The organism is Nakamurella alba (genome assembly GCF_009707545.1).
In the GTDB taxonomy this organism is placed as follows: Bacteria; Actinomycetota; Actinomycetes; order Mycobacteriales; family Nakamurellaceae; genus Nakamurella; species Nakamurella alba.
Genome location: NZ_WLYK01000005.1, coordinates 187,834 through 204,085, shown reverse-complemented (window position 1 = coordinate 204,085; position 16,252 = coordinate 187,834). Strand labels below are relative to the sequence as shown.

Here is a 16,252-nt window from a genome sequence, read left to right as displayed (position 1 = left end):
TCAGGCGGTACGAGCACCCCGCAGCCGGAACAGCGCCGGGATCAACAGGATCGACAACACGCCGCCGATCAGCGAGAGCGTCGCGTAGCTGGTCCCGGCCATCACCACTCCCGACAGCGCACCGCCACCCGCTCCGGCCAGCGCCACCAAGACGTCGATGCTGCCTTGCACCTTCGCCCGGGTAGCAGGCACGGTCGCGTCGACCACCAGCGCCGTCGCCGCGATCAGGCCGAAGTTCCAGCCCAGCCCCAGCAGCACCAGCGCCACGATCAGCAGCACCATCGAGTCGTTGGGCGCCAGCGCCGCCGTCACCCCCGCCAGCAGCAGCGTCACCCCCGACGCCACCGCCATCGGCACCCGTCCCACCTTGTCCACCAGCACACCGGTGATCAACGACGGCAGGAACATCGCCGCGATGTGCAGGCTGATCACCAGCCCCACCTCGCCCAGCCCGTGACCGTGCTCCTGCATGTGCACCGGCGTCATCGTCATGATCGCCACCATCGCGATCTGGGTCAGCACCAGGACCGTCGCGCCGACCACCACACCCGGACCCGGCTTCGGCGCCGGAACCTCGGCCCCACCGGTGGTCGCGGACGACGCGGCGATCTCCCGGGCGACCAGGAAGGGATCCGGGCGCAGCAGCACCAGCAACACAGCACCCGCCGCGAGGAACGCCACCGCGGCCAGCAGGAACGGGCCGGCCAGCGCCGGCAGCCCGAGACCCTCCGCGAGACTCCCGAGCGGCTCCACCAGGTTCGGCCCCGCCACCGCGCCCAGCGTCGTCGACACCATCGCCACGCTGACCGCCATACCCCGGCGTGCCGGCGCGGCGAGATCCGTTCCGGCATAACGGGCCTGGAGGTTGGTGGACGTTCCCGCGCCGTAGATGAACAGCGCCGGCAGCAACAGCGGCACGCTGTCGATCGCCGCAGCCACCACCACACCGATCGCGCCCAGACCGCCCGTCGCGAACCCCAGCCCCAGGCCGCCCCGCCGGCCCAGCCGCTGGGTGATCCGGCCGACGGTGAACGCCGCCAGCGCCGAACCGAGGGTGAAGAGCGTGGTCGGCACGCCCGTCAGGTCGTCACTGCCGAGCATGTCCTGCGCCAGCAGCGCACCGACGGTGATGCCGGCCGCGAGACCGGCACCGCCCAGCACCTGGCTGATCACCACGACGGTGAGCGTGCGCCGCTGCAGCGCCCGCAGGGCCTCCGGATCGGCCGCCACATGCGCGGCCACAGCTGCGATTCCGGTGTCCCGAGAGGCTGTCACCGCGCCAGGTTAGTGGGCCCTCAGGCAGGTGCAGCGGACGGGGCCTGCACCACCACTGCGTACGACCCGACACCCAGCAACGCCGCGCCCGGAACGACCAACTGCTCCAGCAGCAGACTCTGCAGGGCTCCGGTGGCCTGGTCGAAGTCGACGTCCCGCACAGTGCCGATCTCCTGGCCCTGGGTGGTGAGCACCCGCTTCTTCAGCAGCGTGTGGTGCTTGTCGGACAGCAGCGCCAGGTGGTCGTCGGGCGCCACCACGGAGCTCAGCCCCGGAACGGTCACGGCGTCCGCGCCGACGGCGGTCAATGACGACCACGGCAGCATCGTCGCCGGACCGGCCGTCTTGGACAGTGACAGCGCGACGACGCTCCGACTGGCCGGATCGACGACGAGCGAGTGCACGACGCCGACGGTGTCGGCGGTCGAGGTGCTCACGACCTTGCGGCCGGTGGTTTCCGAGAACAGCATCAGCGCTTCTCCTCCCAGCGATCCCCCGGGGCATCAGGTGCGCCACCCGGCGATCCCGGGGTGACCGTCGGGACAGGGGGCGCCGGCGGAGCAGCCGCGGGGTCCCCGATCTGGCTGCGGAACGCGTCGACGGCCTGGCCGAACGAGTTGAGATCGTCGGCCAGGTAATTCCGTGCAGCCGCCGGCACCATGAGGTGCTGTCCCGAGGCGGCCAGTGTGTCGGGAAGGGGGATGAGCAGTCGTTGCTTGCCCCGCCCGAGACTCTCCGCGGGATCGATCTCGTAGCCGACGACATCGGCCTGGCCGCCCTGCACCGCGGAGATACCGACGATGACGTCGTGCACCACGCCCAGGGCACTGCCGTCATCGGTCAGTACCTGGGACCCCAGCACGTTCCCGGCCGGCCCCGTGTCGCCGAGCCCGTCGAAGAACGCGTCCCGAGGGACCAGATCCTCCTCCCCGCGGATAATCACCGCGTCCGGACCCAGCCCGACGACCGCCGGCCAGGGCAGGATCGTCTTCGTCGGACCGGAGAAGATCCCGCGACCGGCCAGGGTGAACCCGGCGATCTCGCCGCCGCCCGGCGCGTACACGACATCCTTGATCTGGGCGACGTCCTCGCCCGCGAAGGTCACCACCGGGGTCTTGGTGATGTCCTGGGCTCGCAGGAGTGTGCTCATTGCCGGCCACCTCTCCGTCTGTTCACGATGACACCGCCGGACCGGCGGCGCGCCTGGATGGTCAGCACCGCCGACAGGATCACCGCGATCACCACGACGACCACGATCAACCACACCCACCACTGCATGACGACCTTCTTCCGCCGCGCCACCGCCCGACAACCCTGGCCGGAGAGTGCCCGGGGCCAGGTCGGGCAAAACGAGCACAGCCACCGGTCACACCCGGGTCACAGACGATTCCCTGCCCCTACTGTTCTGCCATGACCGCGGCGTACTGCACCTATTGCGGGGGCCGGATGGCCGGGAACGAGTGCAGCTCCTGCCATCGCCGGATCACCCCGCACCCGGAGTACCCGGGCGGGCCGGTGGCCGTCGCTCCGGTGCCGGTCGCGCCTGCTCCTGCGCCGGTGGCTCCCGTCCCGGTGCCCGTGCCGATGCCGCCTCCGCCTGCTGCACCACCACCGCGGAACTCGCAGGTGAGCCGCGGCACGACGGCGGGGATCCTGGTGCTGGTCCTGGTCCTCGCGGCGGGCGCGTTCGGCGGCTGGTGGTTCTTCCTGCGGGAACCGGGTGCCTCCGCGCAGTCCACCGCTCCGTCGTCGGCGTCCGCCACCTCCGCCTCGCCGCCGCTCGGGCAGCGGGTGGTGCTGGGCAGTCTCGCGTTCTCGCCGCCGGCGGGGTGGCGCCTGCTGACCGAGGGTGTGCCCTCGTCCTACCGCGCGGCCTACGGCAACGGCACGACCTGGGCGGACTCGACGCAGCGGATGTTGATCTCCAGCAGCTCGCTCGCCGACACCACCCCGATCGCCGACTACGACGCCGCCGCGCGCAAGGCCCTCGCCGACGGCTGGCAGCGGGCGCTCACCGCCGAGGTGGCCCGTCGCAGCGACTGCACCCCGTCGGTGTTGCGTGGTCGCACGCTCAGCTCGCAGCCGGACTGGTTCTCGATGGACCTGGTGCTGCAGTGCGGCAGCGGCACCGGCGGGTACGAACAGCGCTTCCGCTGGATCGCGACCGGAAAGGGCGCCGTGCACCGCGTGGTGGTCACGGCCGGCGCCGCCGACTGGGCGGCGGGCGGCGCGCAGCTGCAGGCCGCGCTGGCATCGGCGGCGCCCGCGGGCTGAGCCCGGTCCGGCCGGGTGAAAGTCGCGCCCGATCACTCCCGGCGCAGTAACGTTCGGCGCGCGGAGCTGGGAACGCTTCGCGCGCGGTGTTCGTTGGCCGTGCGGCTACGTACGGGCACGATGCCCGGACGCAACAAGTCAAGGACTAGGACAGGAGCACCAACCATGGGCGTGAGCCTCAGCAAGGGCGGCAACGTCTCCCTGACCAAGGCGGCACCGAACCTCACGGCGGTGACCGTGGGTCTCGGCTGGGACGCGCGGGCGACCACCGGTGTCGACTTCGACCTGGACGCCTCGGCGCTGGGCCTGGGCGAGGACCACAAGATCGTCAACGACTCCTACTTCATCTTCTTCAACAACCTGAAGTCCCCCGACGGCTCCATCGAGCACCAGGGCGACAACCTCACCGGCGAGGGCGACGGCGACGACGAGCAGATCAGCGTCAATCTGGCCGCCGTGCCGCCGAACGTCGGCTCGATCGTGTTCCCGGTCTCGATCTACGAGGCGGACGCCCGCAGCCAGTCGTTCGGTCAGGTCCGCAACGCCTACATCCGCGTCGTGAACTCGGCCGACGGCAACGAGCTGGCCCGCTACGACCTCACCGAGGACGCCTCGACCGAGACCGCCATGGTCTTCGGCGAGCTGTACCGGAACGGCCCGGAGTGGAAGTTCCGCGCCATCGGCCAGGGCTACGCCAGCGGCCTCGCCGGCATCGCGCGCGACTTCGGCGTCAACGTCTGAGTCGGTACGGCTGAGTTCGTTCCAGTAGGACCACCACACCGGGCGGGTCGCACCACGTGCGCCCCGCCCGGTGGCGTCTGCAGCACAGGGAGAAGCACCGAGATGGCGATCGACTACAACAAGCGCCGCCCCGACCCGCCGGCCGCGCCGCCGCCGGCCGCCCCGCCGGCGCCACCTGCGGCCGGCGGTGGACCGTCCTGGTACCGGCCGCCGGAGGACGACGAGCAGCAGGCCGCACCTCCGGCCCCGCCGGCACCTTCTGCAGCGCCGGCGGCGCCGAGCGGGCCGTCGTGGTACCGGGATCCGGCGCAGGACGAGCAGCAGGCGCCGCCGCCCCCGCCGGCCGCTCCCGGTGGATACCCGCCGCCGGGTGGTCAGCCGTGGGGACCGCCCCAGCAGCCGCCGCAGGGATACGCCCCGCCGCCCCAGCCTCCGCAGCAGCAGGGCGGCGGCGGGGTGCGGCTGTCGAAGATCGCGCTGACGAAGTCGGCGCCGTCGGTGTCGTTGTCGAAGTCGGGCGGCACCACCGGGATCGTCCGTGTCAACCTGAACTGGTCCGCGACCGACCCGTCGCAGCAGCCGCAGAGCGGGCAGAAGCAGGGCGGCTTCTTCAAGCGGCTGGCCGCGGCGGCCGGCGGGAACCGGGGCATCGATCTCGATCTGGGCTGTCTGTACGAGCTGATGGACGGCAGCAAGGGTGTGGTCCAGGCGCTGGGCAACAGCTTCGGCTCGCTGCACTCCCCGCCGTACATCCAGCTCGACGGTGACGACCGGTCCGGCGCCGTCGTCGGCGGCGAGAACATGTCGATCAACCTGGTGCCAGGCCGGTTCCGCCGGGTGCTGATCTTCGCGCTGATCTACGAGGGCGTGCCGAACTGGGCCGCGGCCAACGGCGTGGTCACGCTGATCCCGGTCAACGGTCCGCAGATCGAGGTCCGGATGGACGCCACCTCGGACCAGGCGCGGATCTGCGCCGTGGCCCAGTTGGTCGACCAGGGCGGCGATCTCGTCGTCCAGCGCGAGGTGCAGTACATCAACGGCGGTCAGTCGGTCCTGGACCGCACCTACGGGTGGGGCATGAACTGGTCCCCGGGCCGCAAGTAGCGACCACCCGTCCGCGCCGCCGGCTCAGAGCATCGGGCCGGCGGTGCGGGTCAGGTTCCGCCCGTCCAGTTTCGCCCGGTAGAGCGCACCGTCGGCCGCGGCCAGCGCGCGGGTGAGCGAGCGGCGCCCACGCACCGGCGCGACCCCCATGCTGATGGTGAACGCCGCCGGCACGGTCGGCGGCAGCAGCCCGCCGATCCGGTCGCGGATCCGTTCCGCCCGGTCGAACGCCGCCTCCGCGGATACCCCGATCAGCAGCACGCAGAACTCCTCGCCGCCGAACCGGCCGACCAGTCCGGTGCCGCACTCGTCCCGCAGCACCCGGGCGGCCTCGGCCAGGGCCACGTCGCCGCCCAGGTGGCCGTGCTGCTCGTTGTACAGGTGGAAGTGGTCGAGGTCGGCGAACAGCACCGCCCACGGGCTGTGCTCGTCCTCCACCCGCTGCACCTCCGCGGTGGCCGCCCGCTCCCACGACGGGAACTGCAGCACCCCGGTCTTCTCGTCGACGTCCGCCCGCTGCTGCAACGGCCGGTGCAGCACCGCCTGCTGCATCAGCAGGTAGGCCGGTGCCAGCAGCAGGCACACCCAGCCGGCGTTCACGGCCAGCAGGCCGGTCACCGCGCCCAGGGTCAGCACGCCGAACTCGGTCGCGTAGAACAGCGGGTCGGCCAGCGTGCCGCTCAGCCAGTGCTCGTTGCGGGTGCCCTGGATCAGCACGAACACCATCAGCAGCGTCGACTCGACCACCATGAAGACCAGGCAGGCGAGCGCCACCACCACGGCGATCTGCCAGTCCGGGCCGGTGCCGAAGACCTCGCCACCCGGGGCCAGGTGCAGCACCCGGTCCGCCGTCAGTGCGGCCAGGATCATGCCCGCGCCGGAGCCGAACCACTTCCAGGCCGGCAACGTCCGGTCCCGCAGCCAGGCGTGCAGGTAGATCAGCAGGACGACCGGGATCAGGTACCAGGCCGGCAGCAGCACCGCCGTGCACATGCCCCAGGCGGACAGGCCCTTGTGCGGTCGCTGCTCCCGGTTCTGCCGGTCCAGCAACAGCCCGAACTCCAGGTTCGCGATGCTCGCCAGCAGGATGAACAGCACGACCAGCAGCTCGGAGCCGGTGATCCGTACCGGGACACCGGCGAGCACCCACGGCAGCACCAGCGCGGCCGCGCCGACCAGCAGCAGCCAGATCTGCGCCGGCCGGGCCGCGCTCGAGAACGTCGACCGGTCGGGGCCACGGGTGGTCGGGGGATCGGCGGGCTGGCCCAGCGATCGCAGCATCGCGGTCGGCCGGGCGTCCATACCGTCGTCGAGCTCGAACATCGCCTTGAACTCCACTCGGACGTGCGGACCCGACCGCCGCCATTCGTGCTGCAGCACACCTGCAGATGCACAGAGGGTATCGGGTGGAACGCGAATAGTCACGGGGTCGGAGCAGGCTCCCGGTGTTTCCACAGTTGCGCCGAGATCCGTTCGGCGGTGGTGCTTTCCGCTGTGGGTGCAGAGCCGGCCGGGGTCTGGTGGGATCGGTGTCGATGATCACCATCGCGAGGCTGGATCCGCAGCTCCCCGGCGTCGGCGAGCGGCTGCTCGGGGTGCAGCGAGCGGCGTACCTGGTCGAGGCCGAACTGATCGGCGACGACCGGATCCCGACCCTGTCCGAGACGCTCGACGAGCTGCGTGCGGCGCGGTTGTCCTGGACCGGTGCCTTCGACGACGACGGTGTGCTGGTCGGCGCGATCGGCTGGTCCGTGGCCGGTGACCTGATCGATGTCGAGCGGCTGGTGGTGGACCCGGCGGCGCACCGGCAGGGGATCGGTCGACGGCTGGTGCAGGTTGCGCTGGACATGGCCGCAGGGCGCGGGCTGACCGTGTCGACCGGCCGGGACAACGCCCCGGCACTCGCGCTCTACCGGTCGCTGGGGTTCCGTGATGTCGAGGACGTCGAGGTGGTCCCGGGACTGTGGATCACCCGGCTGAGGACGGGTAGCTGACTCCGAGCTCGTCCAGCGCATCGGTGAGGATCCGCATGACGGCGAGGGTGTCGTCCAGTGGCATCACCGGGCTCTCGGTCGCGCCGGACCGGACCAGCTCCTGGAAATGCATCAGCATCGGCGTGTAGCCGCGGCCGCCCAGCTCGCCGCCGGGCACGGCGACATGCACCTGCGAGTGCTCGCCGGCCCGGTCCACTTCGATCCGGTGCGGCTTGTACATCATCGGGTCGATGACCACCCGGCCCCGCTCGCCGACGACGGTGGCGCCGTTGGTGCCGACCGCCCGGAAGCTGCAGCTCACCTGGGCGGCGTTGCCCTCCGGGTAGCGGAGCAGCAGGGTCGCGCTCGCGTCGACGTCGTGCGCCCGCTCGCCGTGCACCGCCACCGACAAGGGCGTGCCGAGCAGCCACTGGACGAAGGACACCGGGTAGACGCCCAGGTCCAGCAGCGTGCCGCCGCCCCGCGCCGGGTCCCACAGCCGGTCGTCCGGGTCGTGGTCGCGGTGCACCGACAGGTCCGCGGTGATCCGCCGGATCGGCCCGATCCCCTCCAGCAGCTCGTCCACCAGCAGCCGGTGCAGCGGGTTGAACCGCATCCACATGGCCTCCATGAACAGCGTCCGGTGCTCGCGGGCCGCGTCGACCATCCGCTGCGCATCCGACATCCGTGCGGCGACCGCCTTCTCGCAGAGCACCGGGACACCGGCCTGCAGGGCCGGCAGCACCGCCTCCGGATGCTGCAGGTGCGGGGTGGCCACGTACACGACGTCGACCAGCGGCAGCAGCTCCTCGACCGAGGTCACGGTGACCGGCTCCGGCCGCTGCCGCCCCTCCGGGACCTCGAGATCGGCGGCGAATGCGGCGGCCCGGTCGCGCGACCGGGAGCAGACGGCGGTCAGCTCGGCGTCCGGCAGCAGCAGCAGCTCGGACATCACCGTCCGCCCGATCCGGCCGGGGCCGACCACACCCCAGCGCAGCGGTCCGTTCTCCGTCGCAGCGCTCATGGGCTCACGCTATCGTCGGCCGCGGCGGGCCGCCCTGCCCGCAGGAACCCTGGAGGAGAACCCGTGGACGAGACGCTCAGCGGGCTGGCGGCCGAGTTCGGCATCGCCACCGAGTTCTGGGACTGGCAGGGCGAGCACCGGACCGTCTCCGACGCCACGGTCACCGCGGTGCTGGGTGCCCTGGGCGTGGATGCGAGTTCGCCGGAGTCCGCCGCGGCATCGCTGTCCGCCCGGGCCGATGCCGAGCGGCGGCGGATGCTGCCGGTGTGTCTGGTGGTCCGGGAGCACACCACGGTGTCGTTCCCGGTGCACGTCACCCACGGCGACCCGGCCTCCGTCTGGGTGGAGCTGGAGGGCGGCGGCTACCGCAACGACCTGCAGCAGCTCGACAACTTCAGCCCGCCCGTCCATCTCGACGGACGGGACATCGGCGAGGCGACCTTCGCGATCCCGCCGGGACTGCCGATGGGCTACCACCGGCTCAAGGCGTGGAGCAACGGCGCCGAGGCGACCTGCGCGCTGATCGTCACCCCGGAGAAGCTCGCCCCGCCGCCGCGTCTGGGGCAGGGGCGGGCCTGGGGGGTGGCCACCCAGATCTACAGCGTCCGGTCCGAGCAGTCCTGGGGCTTGGGCGATCTCACCGATCTGACCGACCTGGCCGGCTGGGCCGGCGCCGAGCACGGCGCCGGGTTCGTACTGATCAACCCGCTGCACGCGGCCGAGCCGGTGGCGCCGATGGAGCCGTCCCCGTACCTGCCGACCAGCCGCCGCTTCGTCAACCCGGTCTACCTGCGGCCGGAGCGGATCCCGGAGTTCGCAGGGCTGCCCACGGCCGCCCGCGCGGTCGTCGACGACCTGCTGGCCACCCTGCGCCGGGATCTGGCCGGGCTGGACCGGCTGGACCGGGATCTGGTGTGGGCGGCCAAGTCCCGTGCGCTGGCGTTGGTGCACGGTGTGCCGCGGACCGCCGGCCGGGAGATCGCCTACACGGCGTACCGCACGCGGGAAGGGCAGGGCCTGGTCGACTTCGCCACCTGGTGCGCACTCGCCGAGGTGCACGGGAATGACTGGCGGGTCTGGCCTGCCGACCTGCGCACTCCGGGATCGCCTGCGGTGCAGCAGTTCCGGGAAGCACATCCGACGGAGGTGGACTTCCACAGCTGGCTGCAGTGGGTGGTCGACGAGCAGCTGGCCGCCGCGCAGTCCGCGGCGCTGCGGTCCGGGATGTCGCTGGGCGTGATGACCGACCTCGCGGTCGGCGTCAACCCGGCCGGCGCCGACACCTGGCGCCTGCACGACGTCTTCGCCGCCGGCGTCACCGTCGGCGCACCGCCGGACGCCTACAACCAGAACGGCCAGGACTGGACGCAACCGCCGTGGCGGCCGGACCGGCTCGCCGAGCTCCAGTTCGCGCCGTTCCGCGACATGGTGCGCGCCGCACTGCGTTCCGCCGGCGGGCTGCGCGTCGACCACATCATCGGGCTTTTCCGGCTGTGGTGGATCCCGGAGGGTGCCGGCCCCACCGAGGGCACCTACGTCCGGTACGACCACGAGGCGCTGATCGGCATCCTGGCGCTCGAGGCGGCCCGGGCGGGGGCGCTGGTGGTCGGCGAGGACCTCGGCACGGTGGAGCCGTGGGTGCGCGAGTTCCTCACCGCCCGAGGCATTCTCGGCACGTCGATCCTGTGGTTCGAGTTCGAGTTCGATGCCGGCGGCGGCCCGCTGCGGCCGGAGTGGTGGCGGGAGTCGTGCCTGGCCTCGGTCACCACCCACGACCTGCCGCCGACGGCCGGCTACCTGGCCGGTGACCACGTCCGGCTGCGGCAGGAGCTCGGGCTGCTCACCCGCACACTGGCGGAGGAGCTCGCCGCCGACGCCGCCGAGCAGCGGGCCTGGCTGGACGAGCTGCGCAGCCGTGGTGCGCTGACCGGCAACGACCCGGACACCGAGCAGACCGTGCTGGCTCTGCACCGCTACCTGACCTGGACGCCGTCGAAGCTGCTGGCCGTCGCGCTGACCGACCTGGTGGGCGACCGGCGCACGCAGAACCAGCCGGGCACCGTCGACGAGTACCCGAACTGGCGGGTGCCGCTGACCGGGCCGGACGGGTCACCGCTCGGCCTCGAGGACGTGTTCACCAGCGGCCGCGCCGCGGCGCTGGCGGCGGTGGTGCGGTGACGGCCGCGCTGCTGGACGAGCTGCGCGGGATCGTCGGCCCGGAGCATGTGCTGACCGAGCCGGACCTGGTCGCCGGGCACCTGCGGGACTGGACCGGGCGGTTCGCCGCGGAGGCCGGGGTGGTGGTCCGGCCGGCCGACACCGGCCAGGTGTCCGCGGTGCTGGCCGCCTGCGCCGCCGCCGGCACCGCGGTGCTGCCGCAGGGCGGGAACACCGGTCTGGTCGGCGCCTCGGTGCCGCTGCACGGCGAGATCGTCCTGCACACCGGCCGGCTGCACGGACTGGAGGTGGACGAGGTGGCCGGCCAGCTGCTGGCCGGCGCCGGCGAGACCATCGGCGCGGTGCATGCCGCCGCCGCGTCAGCCGGCCTGGCCTACGGGGTGGACCTGGCCAGCCGGGACTCCTGCACCGTCGGTGGCACCGTCGCCACCAACGCCGGCGGGCTGCGCGTGCTCCGCCACGGCGACACCCGGCGTCAGGTCATCGGGGTCGAGGCGGTGCTGTCCGACGGTTCCGTGCTCTCCCACCTCGGCGGCCTGACCAGGGACAACACCGGCTACCACCTGCCGTCGCTGCTGGCCGGCAGCGAGGGGACGCTGGCGGTGCTGACCCGGGTCCGGCTGCGGCTGGTGCCGGCCCCCGGCCCGTCCGCGGTTGCCGTGCTCGGCCTGGCCTCCCCCGCGGACGCGGTCGTCGCGGCCGGGTTCGCCCGGCGGATCGCCGGTGTCTCCGCGGTCGAGTTCTTCCTGCCGGCCGGGCTCGCCCTGGTGCGGGAGGTGACCGGGCTGGGCGCGGTGCTGCCGGAGGAGCACGGCGCCTATCTGCTGCTCGAGGTGGACGGCTCGGCGGAGGCGCTGGTGCAGGCCTGCGAGGACCTGCCCGGGGTGCAGGACGCCGCCATCGCCGACGACGCGCCGGGCCGGGCCGCGCTGTGGGCCTACCGGGAGCGGCACACCGAGTCGATCGCCACCCGCGGTTCTGTCATCAAGCTCGACGTCACGCTGCCGATGGCCACCGCCGGCGAGTACCTGGACCGGCTGCCGTCGGTCGTCGCCGGGCTGGTACCGGACGCCCGGGTCTGGCTGTTCGGCCACCTGGCCGACGGCAACGTGCACACCAACATCACCGGGGTGCCGGCGGCGGACACCCACCGCCTGGAGGACACCGTGCTGCGGATGGTCGCCGACCTGGGCGGGTCCATCGCCTCCGAGCACGGCATCGGGCTGGCGAAACGGGAGTGGCTGGGGCTCGGCCGGTCCGAGGCGGAGATCGAGGCCTTCAGGCGGATCAAGTGGGCGCTGGACCCGGCCGGGATCCTGCACCCGCACGCGGTGCTCGGCCCGTGAGCGTGCCGTTCTGGGTGTTCATGAGCTCGGCGATGTTCGCCGGTGCCGGGGTGTACCTGTGGTGGCGGCTGATCGCCCGGACCACCACCCGCTTCTCGACCCCGTGGTGGATCGGCACGGTGCTCGCCGCGCTGGTCGTGCTGTCGGCGCCGGTGGCGCTGTTCGGGCAGTTCGCCATGCCGATGGGCTTCCAGCGGGTGGTCGGCTGGCCGGCCTGGCTCGGCTACTCCTTCATCATCTTCACCGGCTGCCTGGCGCTGGTCGCCGAGCTGGTGCGGCTCGGGCGGTGGCTGGTCGACCGGCGCCGTGCTGCCGCCCGCGGCGAGAAGGTGACCCGGCGGGTGCTGTTCGAGCGGGTGCTGGCCGGGGCGATCGTCGCCGGCGGCGCCGTGCTGACCGGGGTGTCGCTGGCCGGTGCGTTGGGCACACCGCGGGTGCTGCGCCGGTCGATCGCCATCCGGAACCTGCCGGCCGAGGCGGCCGGGATGCGGATCGTGCTGATCTCCGACCTGCACGTCGGCAGCCTCACCCGGCACGACGACACCCGCCGCATCGTCGACATCGTCAACGCGCAGAACCCCGACATCGTCTGCCTGGCCGGAGATTTCAGTGACGGTGATGCGGCCACCCTGGCCGCCGACCTGGCGCCGCTGGCCGACCTGCGGCCCACCGTGGGCACCTTCTTCGTCACCGGCAACCACGAGTTCTACTTCGACGTGGCGAGCTGGATGCAGTGGTTCCCGACGATCGGTGTGCGGGTGCTGGCCAACGAGTCGGTGCAGGTGCGCGGGGTACTGCTCGCCGGCACGCACGACATCCAGGGCGAGTCGCAGGGTCTCGGGCCGGACGTGCCCGCGGCACTGGCCGGCCGGGCCGCCGGGCAGCCGGCGATCCTGCTGAGCCACAACCCGGTGGTGCTGGACGACGCGATCGCGCAGGACGTCGACCTGCTGCTGGCCGGGCACACCCACGGCGGCCAGTTCTACCCCGGTGTGTGGATCGTCGGCGCCACCACCCGGACGCTGTCCGGCTACTACGCCTTCGGCGACACCCAGGTGTTCGTGACCAACGGCTGCCGGTTCTGGGGACCGCCGGCCCGGATCGGCGCACCGATGGACATCACGGTGCTGGAGCTGACGCCGGCCTGAGGTGCGCCACCGCCCATTCCGCCAGCGTGGTCGGCGTCGTGGTGAGCGGGGTGCGGGGCTGCTCCGGCACGAGATCGGCCAGGCCGGTGGTCATCTCGATCAGACCACGGGCGGCGCCGGTGGGAACGCCCGACTTCTCCATCAGTGCCTGCTGCTCCTCCGGTGTCGGGGTCAGCACCCGGAACGGGTGGCCGAGCACGTCGGCCAGGATGTCCGCCGCCTGCTGCCAGCTGATGTCCTCCGGTCCGTGCACCGCCTGCACGTCGGTCGTCCACTCCGTCGACAGCAGCGAGACAGCGGCGACCACCGCGATGTCGTCGGGCGCGACCCAGGGCATCGGGACGTCGGTGGCGCCGACCGTGATGATCTCGCCGCGGCCGATCGCGTCCGGGTCCATCAGCAGGTTGGTGAAGAAGTAGCCGCAGCGCAGGATCCGTACCTGGGCGTCGGTCCCGGTGAGCTGCTCCTCGGCCCGGGCCAGGCCGTCGATCAGTCCGGCGCCGTGCTTCTTCTCGGCGCCGACGCTGGACTGCACCACGACCCGGCGGATGCCGTTGGCCCGGATCGCGGCCGCAGCGTGGCCGGCGCGGGCCTCGGTGAGCGCGTTCGGATCCTCGGCCATCAGGTCCTCGGGGCTCACCCAGTACAGCGCGTCGACCCCCTCGGTGGCGGTCCGGACGAAGCCTGCGTCGTCGAGGTCGCCCTCGTGGACGTCGGCCAGCTCACGGACGTGGTCGGGCAGCTTGCCGGCGTCCCGCAGCAGCAGCACGGGGCGGACACCCGCCTGCAGCAGCAGCTCGGTGAGCCGGGATCCGACGTTGCCGGTGGGGGTGGTGACGGCGATACGCATACCTGCACGGTGCCCGGTACCCCCGACAGTCAGTATCTTCCCAGCTCAGTGCCGGTGCCGGTGGTGGCTGTCCGGGAAGTGCGGATGCGTGTGCACCAGCTCGCGGTGCTCGTGCGGGTGGGAGTGACCGCGGCGGCCGACGACCGTGCCGGGCGGGTGCTCGTGGTCGTGGTGGCCGTCGGTGTGCACGTGGTGGTGGGCATGGTGCTGGGCCGGGTGGTGGTGCTCGTGCGAGTGCCGCTCGGTCAGGTGCAGCCAGACACCGATGCCCATCAGCACGGCGGCCACCAGCAGCGGCCAGGTCAACGGCTCGCCGAGCAGCAGGACGAGCACCGCACCGAGGAACGGGGCCACCGAGTAGTACGCGCCGGCCCGCGCGGTGCCGACCTCGCGCAGCGCGACGATGAACAGCACCAGGCTGATCCCGTACGACAGCAGCCCGACCAGCAGTGCCCCGGCGATCGCGCCGACCGTCGGCAGCGCGGCGCCCGCGACGATGCCGAGGGTCAGGTTGACCGGCCCGGCCACCAGTCCCTTGACCGCGGCCAGCCAGGACGCGTCGGTGAGCGCCACCGTGCGGGTCAGGTTGTTGTCCAGCCCCCACGCCAGGCAGGCACCGAGAACGGCCAGGGACGGCCAGATCTCGCCCCAGGCGACGCCGTCCGGGACGGTGATCACCACCGCCCCGGCGACGATGCACACCAGGCCGAGGGCGATCCGCCGGTCCACGTTCTCCCGGAAGACCGTCCAGGCCAGGACCGCCGTCGCGACCGCCTCGGCGTTGAGCAGCAGTGACGCCCCGGAGGCCGGCATCGCGGACAGCCCGAGAAGCAGCAGCACCGGGCCGACGATGCCGCCGGCCAGGATCGCACCGCCCAACGGGGCCAGATCGGACCGGGCCGGCACCACCCGCGGGCTGCGCCGGATCAACCGGTACAGGCCGAGTCCGAGACCGGAGCCGAGGTAGAGCAGCCCGGCGAGCAGCAGCGGGTCGATCGAGTCGAGCAGCAGTTTCGAGGCGGGGGCGCTCGCCCCGAACAGCAGCGCCGAGACCAGCGCCGCCCGGACCCCGGAGTTCCGCAGGGTGGCGATCATCGGACCGTTACCGGCTCGAGGTGGTGCCGGGGGACCGCCGGTCCGGCGTGCTCGGCATGGTGCAGGCCGTCGACCACCAGCCGCGCGACGTGGTCGTTCTCCAGTCGGTAGTGCACCCGGGTGCCCTCCCGCCGGGTCCGGACCAGCCGCGCCATTCGCAGTTTCGCCAGGTGGCGGGACACGCTGGAGGGGTTCGCGCCGACCGCTGTGGCCAGGTCGTTGACCGGCAGCTCGGCGTCAAGCAGGGCGTGCAGGATCCGGATCCGCGTGGGGTCGGCCAGCATCCGGAACACCTCGACCGCCAGGTCGACGTCGTCGGTGCGGAGTTCTTCTCGCGTATCTGCGCGCATGCGCAGATAATAGAGGATGGGCTGGGTGCGGGAATCCGTCACCATGGACCGGTGCGGATGCGGCCGGCGGTCTGGGTGGTCCTACTGTTGACGGTCGCGGGCTGCGGCTCTTCGGCGCAGGCGCCGGTGACCGCTGCTCCGGTGCAACTCTGGCCGGCGGGGGTGGGCGCGGACTACCAGCTCGGGGGTGGCTACCCGCCGGCGGCGGGGGTCGGGGTGGTGGCCCGGGACAGCAGCGACGAGCCGGCCGCCGGGGTGTGGAACATCTGCTACGTCAACGGTTTCCAGTCCCAACCGCAGGACCGCGAGAAGTGGCTGGCGGAGCGGCAGGACCTGGTCCTGCTGGAGTCGGACGGCACCCCGGTGATCGACGAGGGCTGGCCGGACGAGCTGCTGCTGGACACCACGACGGAGGCGAAGCGGGAGCGACTGGTGGCGGTGCTGGACCCGACGCTGACCGGTTGCGCGGCGGACGGTTTCGACGCGATCGAGCTGGACAACCTCGACTCGTGGACCCGCTCCGGCGGACGGCTGACGGAGGACGGCAACATCGCCTTCGCAGCGCTGCTGGTGCAGCGGATCCATCAGCTCGGGCTGGCGGCCGGCCAGAAGAACACCCCGCAGCTGGGCGCCCGCGGGCCGGACGAGATCGGCTACGACTTCGTGGTCGCCGAGGAGTGCCTGGTCTACGACGAGTGCGCCGCCTACACCGATGTCTACGGGGACGCGGTGCTCGACATCGAGTACTCCGACACCGAGGTCGGCGCGACGGCCGCGGACTGGGCGGCGGCCTGCGCGGACCCGGCCCGGCCGGCCACGATCGTGTTGCGCGACCGGCTGTTGGCGGTCGCGGGATCGGACGGTTACGTCCGGGACGGCTGCTGAGTCGCGGAG

The 16,252-nt window shown here is 72.4% G+C and carries 17 protein-coding genes; 8 read left to right on the top strand and 9 right to left on the bottom strand.

Annotation, left to right across the window (positions count from 1 at the left end; all coding sequences use genetic code 11):
• Genes GIS00_RS13055 through GIS00_RS28405 form a run of 4 tightly spaced genes read right to left on the bottom strand, consistent with a single transcriptional unit; the run spans window position 1 to window position 2,553 of the window.
• Window positions 1-1,251: an MFS transporter gene (locus tag GIS00_RS13055; protein ID WP_407666867.1), complete on the bottom strand. Its 1,251-nt coding sequence runs from the start codon at window positions 1,249-1,251 to the stop codon at window positions 1-3.
• A gap of 44 nt (window positions 1,252-1,295) precedes the next feature.
• A complete protein-coding gene (locus GIS00_RS13050; protein ID WP_154768870.1) occupies window positions 1,296-1,745 on the bottom strand; it encodes a PRC-barrel domain-containing protein in 450 nt (149 codons plus the stop codon).
• Window positions 1,745-2,425: a PRC-barrel domain-containing protein gene (locus GIS00_RS13045; protein WP_154768869.1), complete on the bottom strand. Its 681-nt coding sequence runs from the start codon at window positions 2,423-2,425 to the stop codon at window positions 1,745-1,747. Before GIS00_RS13045 ends, GIS00_RS13050 begins: the two co-directional genes overlap by 1 nt.
• A complete protein-coding gene (locus GIS00_RS28405) occupies window positions 2,422-2,553 on the bottom strand; it encodes a hypothetical protein (protein WP_255455022.1) in 132 nt (43 codons plus the stop codon). Before GIS00_RS28405 ends, GIS00_RS13045 begins: the two co-directional genes overlap by 4 nt.
• A 132-nt stretch (window positions 2,554-2,685) precedes the next feature.
• Here GIS00_RS28405 and GIS00_RS26905 point away from each other — a divergent pair, with 132 nt between their 5' ends.
• The 3 genes from GIS00_RS26905 to GIS00_RS29340 all read left to right on the top strand — a co-directional run bounded on the left by GIS00_RS26905 (window position 2,686) and on the right by GIS00_RS29340 (window position 5,394).
• Window positions 2,686-3,549 carry a hypothetical protein gene (locus GIS00_RS26905; RefSeq protein ID WP_196073259.1) on the top strand — a complete coding sequence of 288 codons (864 nt, stop codon included), beginning with the start codon at window positions 2,686-2,688 and terminating at the stop codon, window positions 3,547-3,549.
• Between the two features lie 165 nt (window positions 3,550-3,714).
• Window positions 3,715-4,290 (top strand): TerD family protein, encoded by a 576-nt coding sequence (locus GIS00_RS13035; protein WP_154768868.1) that lies wholly within the window; start codon window positions 3,715-3,717, stop codon window positions 4,288-4,290.
• Window positions 4,291-4,746: 456 nt separating this feature from the next.
• Window positions 4,747-5,394, top strand: a complete 648-nt coding sequence (locus tag GIS00_RS29340) for a TerD family protein (protein ID WP_407666866.1) — start codon at window positions 4,747-4,749, stop codon at window positions 5,392-5,394.
• 24 nt (window positions 5,395-5,418) lie between these two features.
• Here GIS00_RS29340 and GIS00_RS13025 read toward each other — a convergent pair whose 3' ends face one another.
• Entirely contained in the window at window positions 5,419-6,717 is a 1,299-nt protein-coding gene (locus GIS00_RS13025) for a GGDEF domain-containing protein (RefSeq protein ID WP_154768867.1), read from the bottom strand.
• A gap of 212 nt (window positions 6,718-6,929) precedes the next feature.
• Here GIS00_RS13025 and GIS00_RS13020 point away from each other — a divergent pair, with 212 nt between their 5' ends.
• Window positions 6,930-7,388 (top strand): GNAT family N-acetyltransferase, encoded by a 459-nt coding sequence (locus GIS00_RS13020; protein ID WP_154768866.1) that lies wholly within the window; start codon window positions 6,930-6,932, stop codon window positions 7,386-7,388.
• Here GIS00_RS13020 and GIS00_RS13015 read toward each other — a convergent pair.
• The gene (locus GIS00_RS13015; RefSeq protein WP_154768865.1) at window positions 7,363-8,391 is read right to left on the bottom strand and encodes a Gfo/Idh/MocA family protein; all 1,029 of its coding nucleotides are present in this window, start codon (window positions 8,389-8,391) and stop codon (window positions 7,363-7,365) included. The two genes, GIS00_RS13020 and GIS00_RS13015, sit on opposite strands and share 26 nt — an antisense overlap.
• A 63-nt stretch (window positions 8,392-8,454) precedes the next feature.
• Between GIS00_RS13015 and malQ the strand changes: the two genes are divergently transcribed.
• From malQ to GIS00_RS28965, 3 genes are read left to right on the top strand one after another with little or no spacing between them, the layout of a single operon-like run.
• Window positions 8,455-10,569 carry a 4-alpha-glucanotransferase gene (gene malQ, locus GIS00_RS13010; protein ID WP_322097919.1) on the top strand — a complete coding sequence of 705 codons (2,115 nt, stop codon included), beginning with the start codon at window positions 8,455-8,457 and terminating at the stop codon, window positions 10,567-10,569.
• Window positions 10,566-11,915 (top strand): FAD-binding oxidoreductase, encoded by a 1,350-nt coding sequence (locus GIS00_RS13005; RefSeq protein WP_322097918.1) that lies wholly within the window; start codon window positions 10,566-10,568, stop codon window positions 11,913-11,915. The genes malQ and GIS00_RS13005 overlap by 4 nt, the downstream gene beginning before the upstream one ends.
• The gene (locus tag GIS00_RS28965) at window positions 11,912-13,063 is read left to right on the top strand and encodes a metallophosphoesterase (RefSeq protein WP_154768864.1); all 1,152 of its coding nucleotides are present in this window, start codon (window positions 11,912-11,914) and stop codon (window positions 13,061-13,063) included. Before GIS00_RS13005 ends, GIS00_RS28965 begins: the two co-directional genes overlap by 4 nt.
• On the opposite strand, the gene GIS00_RS12995 is transcribed toward GIS00_RS28965, so the two are convergent.
• Genes GIS00_RS12995 through GIS00_RS12985 form a run of 3 tightly spaced genes read right to left on the bottom strand, consistent with a single transcriptional unit; the run spans window position 13,035 to window position 15,358 of the window.
• Complete coding sequence (locus GIS00_RS12995; protein WP_154768863.1) at window positions 13,035-13,913, bottom strand: NAD(P)H-binding protein; 879 nt, start codon at window positions 13,911-13,913, stop codon at window positions 13,035-13,037. The genes GIS00_RS28965 and GIS00_RS12995 overlap by 29 nt on opposite strands.
• 45 nt (window positions 13,914-13,958) lie before the next feature.
• Window positions 13,959-15,008: a DMT family transporter gene (locus GIS00_RS12990; protein ID WP_154768862.1), complete on the bottom strand. Its 1,050-nt coding sequence runs from the start codon at window positions 15,006-15,008 to the stop codon at window positions 13,959-13,961.
• Window positions 15,005-15,358, bottom strand: coding sequence for an ArsR/SmtB family transcription factor (locus GIS00_RS12985; RefSeq protein ID WP_154768861.1), 354 nt, complete (start codon window positions 15,356-15,358; stop codon window positions 15,005-15,007). The genes GIS00_RS12990 and GIS00_RS12985 overlap by 4 nt, the downstream gene beginning before the upstream one ends.
• 126 nt (window positions 15,359-15,484) lie before the next feature.
• Between GIS00_RS12985 and GIS00_RS12980 the strand changes: the two genes are divergently transcribed.
• Window positions 15,485-16,243 carry an endo alpha-1,4 polygalactosaminidase gene (locus tag GIS00_RS12980; protein ID WP_322097917.1) on the top strand — a complete coding sequence of 253 codons (759 nt, stop codon included), beginning with the start codon at window positions 15,485-15,487 and terminating at the stop codon, window positions 16,241-16,243.
• Window positions 16,244-16,252 lie beyond the last annotated feature (9 nt).

Coding starts and splice junctions, on each gene's coding strand:
- GIS00_RS13050 (WP_154768870.1), bottom strand. CDS start 1,745: ATGCTGTTCTCGGAAACCACCGGCCGCAAGGTCGTGAGCACCTCGACC.
- GIS00_RS13045 (WP_154768869.1), bottom strand. CDS start 2,425: ATGAGCACACTCCTGCGAGCCCAGGACATCACCAAGACCCCGGTGGTG.
- GIS00_RS28405 (WP_255455022.1), bottom strand. CDS start 2,553: ATGCAGTGGTGGGTGTGGTTGATCGTGGTCGTCGTGGTGATCGCGGTG.
- GIS00_RS26905 (WP_196073259.1), top strand. CDS start 2,686: ATGACCGCGGCGTACTGCACCTATTGCGGGGGCCGGATGGCCGGGAAC.
- GIS00_RS13035 (WP_154768868.1), top strand. CDS start 3,715: ATGGGCGTGAGCCTCAGCAAGGGCGGCAACGTCTCCCTGACCAAGGCG.
- GIS00_RS13025 (WP_154768867.1), bottom strand. CDS start 6,717: ATGTTCGAGCTCGACGACGGTATGGACGCCCGGCCGACCGCGATGCTG.
- GIS00_RS13020 (WP_154768866.1), top strand. CDS start 6,930: ATGATCACCATCGCGAGGCTGGATCCGCAGCTCCCCGGCGTCGGCGAG.
- GIS00_RS13015 (WP_154768865.1), bottom strand. CDS start 8,391: ATGAGCGCTGCGACGGAGAACGGACCGCTGCGCTGGGGTGTGGTCGGC.
- GIS00_RS12995 (WP_154768863.1), bottom strand. CDS start 13,913: ATGCGTATCGCCGTCACCACCCCCACCGGCAACGTCGGATCCCGGCTC.
- GIS00_RS12990 (WP_154768862.1), bottom strand. CDS start 15,008: ATGATCGCCACCCTGCGGAACTCCGGGGTCCGGGCGGCGCTGGTCTCG.
- GIS00_RS12985 (WP_154768861.1), bottom strand. CDS start 15,358: ATGCGCGCAGATACGCGAGAAGAACTCCGCACCGACGACGTCGACCTG.